Raw genomic sequence first — 3,176 nt, forward strand, 5'->3', positions numbered from 1 at the left:
GTTCTGTTTGACATCGTAAAGAGAAGATTTGTTCGAACTTCATGATCCGAAAGGGTCGTGATTTGTCGCGGGAGACGCTCAATCTCCCGCATATGATGGGTTTGCCTAACCGCGCCCTCGAACCGATCTCGAGAAGCTGGTCTTTTTGTGCCAATGACATCGAGCCATATCCCGCACAGGATCTGGCTCAGGCGACGATCCTTTCGGGATCGCGCGGATGGGTATTGGCAATGAGAACGATCAAGTGTCTTAAGGGCAATTGGTGGATGCCTTGGCATGCACAGGCGATGAAGGACGTGATACGCTGCGATAAGCTACGGGGAGGTGCGAATACCCTTTGATCCGTAGATTTCCGAATGGGGAAACCCACCTAAGGTGCTTGGAAAATCAGAGCAGCCAGTGGTCGAAAGACCGTCTTGCTGCTGTGGTTTCCAAGGATCTGTTATAGGTAACTTATCCTGAATACATAGGGATAAAGTGGCGAACGCGGGGAACTGAAACATCTAAGTACCCGTAGGAAAGGACATCAACCGAGACTCCGGAAGTAGTGGCGAGCGAACCCGGACCAGGCCAGTGGCGATTGAGAGACAAGCGGAACCTTCTGGAAAGTAGGGCCATAGTGGGTGACAGCCCCGTACGCGTAATGCGATCAATCGTCCTTGAGTAAGGCGGGACACGTGAAATCCTGTCTGAAATTGGGGGGACCACCCTCCAAGCCTAAGTACTCGTGCATGACCGATAGCGAACTAGTACCGTGAGGGAAAGGTGAAAAGCACCCCGACAAGGGGAGTGAAAGAGTACCTGAAACCGATTGCCTACAAACAGTGGGAGCCCGCAAGGGTGACCACGTACCTTTTGTATAATGGGTCAGCGACTTAGTGTGACGAGCAAGCTTAAACCGCTAGGTGTAGGCGCAGCGAAAGCGAGTCTGAACAGGGCGTTCAGTTCGTCGCATTAGACCCGAAACCGAGTGATCTAGCCATGAGCAGGTTGAAGGTAAGGTAACACTTACTGGAGGACCGAACCCATAACTGTTGCAATAGTTCGGGATGACTTGTGGCTAGGGGTGAAAGGCCAATCAAACTCGGAAATAGCTGGTTCTCCGCGAAATCTATTTAGGTAGAGCGTCGACCGAATACCCCAGGGGGTAGAGCACTGGATGGGCTAGGGGTCCTCACCGGATTACCAAACCTAACCAAACTCCGAATACCTGGGAGTACTAGTCGGCAGACACACGGCGGGTGCTAACGTCCGTCGTGAAAAGGGAAACAACCCTGACCTACAGCTAAGGTCCCCAAGTTATGGCTAAGTGGGAAAGGATGTGAGGATCCCAAAACAACCAGGATGTTGGCTTAGAAGCAGCCATCATTTAAAGAAAGCGTAACAGCTCACTGGTCTAAATAAGGGTCTTTGCGCCGAAAATGTACCGGGGCTAAAGCCATACACCGAAGCTTAGGGTTCGTGAGCAATCACGAGCGGTAGCGGAGCGTTCTGTAAGCTGATGAAGCCATACCCGTGAGGGGTGGTGGAGGTATCAGAAGTGCGAATGCTGACATGAGTAACGTAAGGGGAGTGAGAGACTCCCCCGCCGAAAGACCAAGGGTTCCTGCTTAAAGCTAATCTGAGCAGGGTTAGCCGGCCCCTAAGACGAGGCGGAAACGCGTAGTCGATGGGAACCACGTTAATATTCGTGGGCCTGGAGGTAGTGACGGATCACACAAGTTGTCCAATCTTATCGGATTGAACGGGCAGCGGAGTGGTTCCAGGAAATAGCTCCTCCTTATAGACCGTACCCGAAACCGACACTGGTGGTCTGGTAGAGTATACCAAGGCGCTTGAGAGAACTATGCTGAAGGAACTCGGCAAATTGCACGCGTAACTTCGGAAGAAGCGTGACCCTTTTCTGCGCAAGCAGAGGAGGGTGGCACAGACCAGGGGGTAGCGACTGTTTATCAAAAACACAGGGCTCTGCGAAGCCGCAAGGCGACGTATAGGGTCTGACGCCTGCCCGGTGCTGGAAGGTTAAGAGGAGGGGTGCAAGCTCTGAATCGAAGCCCCAGTAAACGGCGGCCGTAACTATAACGGTCCTAAGGTAGCGAAATTCCTTGTCGGGTAAGTTCCGACCTGCACGAATGGCGTAACGACTTCCCCGCTGTCTCCAGCATAGACTCAGTGAAATTGAATTCCCCGTGAAGATGCGGGGTTCCTGCGGTTAGACGGAAAGACCCCGTGCACCTTTACTATAGCTTTACATTGGCATTCGTAGTGGCATGTGTAGGATAGGTGGTAGGCTTTGAAACCTGGGCGCCAGCTCAGGTGGAGCCACCCTTGAAATACCACCCTTATCACTATGGATGTCTAACCGCGGCCCGTTATCCGGGTCCGGGACAATGTATGGTGGGTAGTTTGACTGGGGCGGTCGCCTCCTAAAGAGTAACGGAGGCGCGCGATGGTGGGCTCAGAACGGTCGGAAATCGTTCGCTGAGTGCAATGGCATAAGCCTGCCTGACTGCGAGACTGACAAGTCGAGCAGAGACGAAAGTCGGTCATAGTGATCCGGTGGTCCCGCGTGGAAGGGCCATCGCTCAACGGATAAAAGGTACGCCGGGGATAACAGGCTGATGACCCCCAAGAGTCCATATCGACGGGGTTGTTTGGCACCTCGATGTCGACTCATCGCATCCTGGGGCTGGAGCAGGTCCCAAGGGTATGGCTGTTCGCCATTTAAAGCGGTACGTGAGTTGGGTTCAGAACGTCGTGAGACAGTTCGGTCCCTATCTGCCGTGGGTGTAGGAATATTGAAAGGATCTGTCCCTAGTACGAGAGGACCGGGATGGACGGATCTCTGGTGGACCTGTTGTGGCGCCAGCCGCATAGCAGGGTAGCTATATCCGGACGGGATAACCGCTGAAGGCATCTAAGCGGGAAACCCACCTTAAAACGAGTATTCCCTGAGAACCGTGGAAGACGACCACGTTGATAGGCCGGGTGTGGAAGAGCGGCAACGCTTGAAGCTTACCGGTACTAATAGTTCGATCGGCTTGATCGTTCTCATTCCTTATGCCCATCGTGAAACACGATGGTCTGGCCAGCGCTCACGCATGAGCGGCCCTTACGGGCCTATGCTCCGCGAGGGCGCCGGACGACCGGCGACGCGCAGTCGCGCTTGCGGGCTT

At 53.9% G+C, this 3,176-nt stretch carries 1 rRNA gene; it reads left to right on the top strand.

Annotated features, from left to right (window positions below):
- Positions 1 to 238: 238 nt before the first annotated feature.
- Positions 239 to 3,049, top strand: a 23S ribosomal RNA gene (locus FJ490_RS32460).
- Positions 3,050 to 3,176: the final 127 nt, after the last annotated feature.

The organism is Mesorhizobium sp. B2-5-11 (genome assembly GCF_006440835.1).
GTDB lineage: Bacteria > Pseudomonadota > Alphaproteobacteria > Rhizobiales > Rhizobiaceae > Mesorhizobium.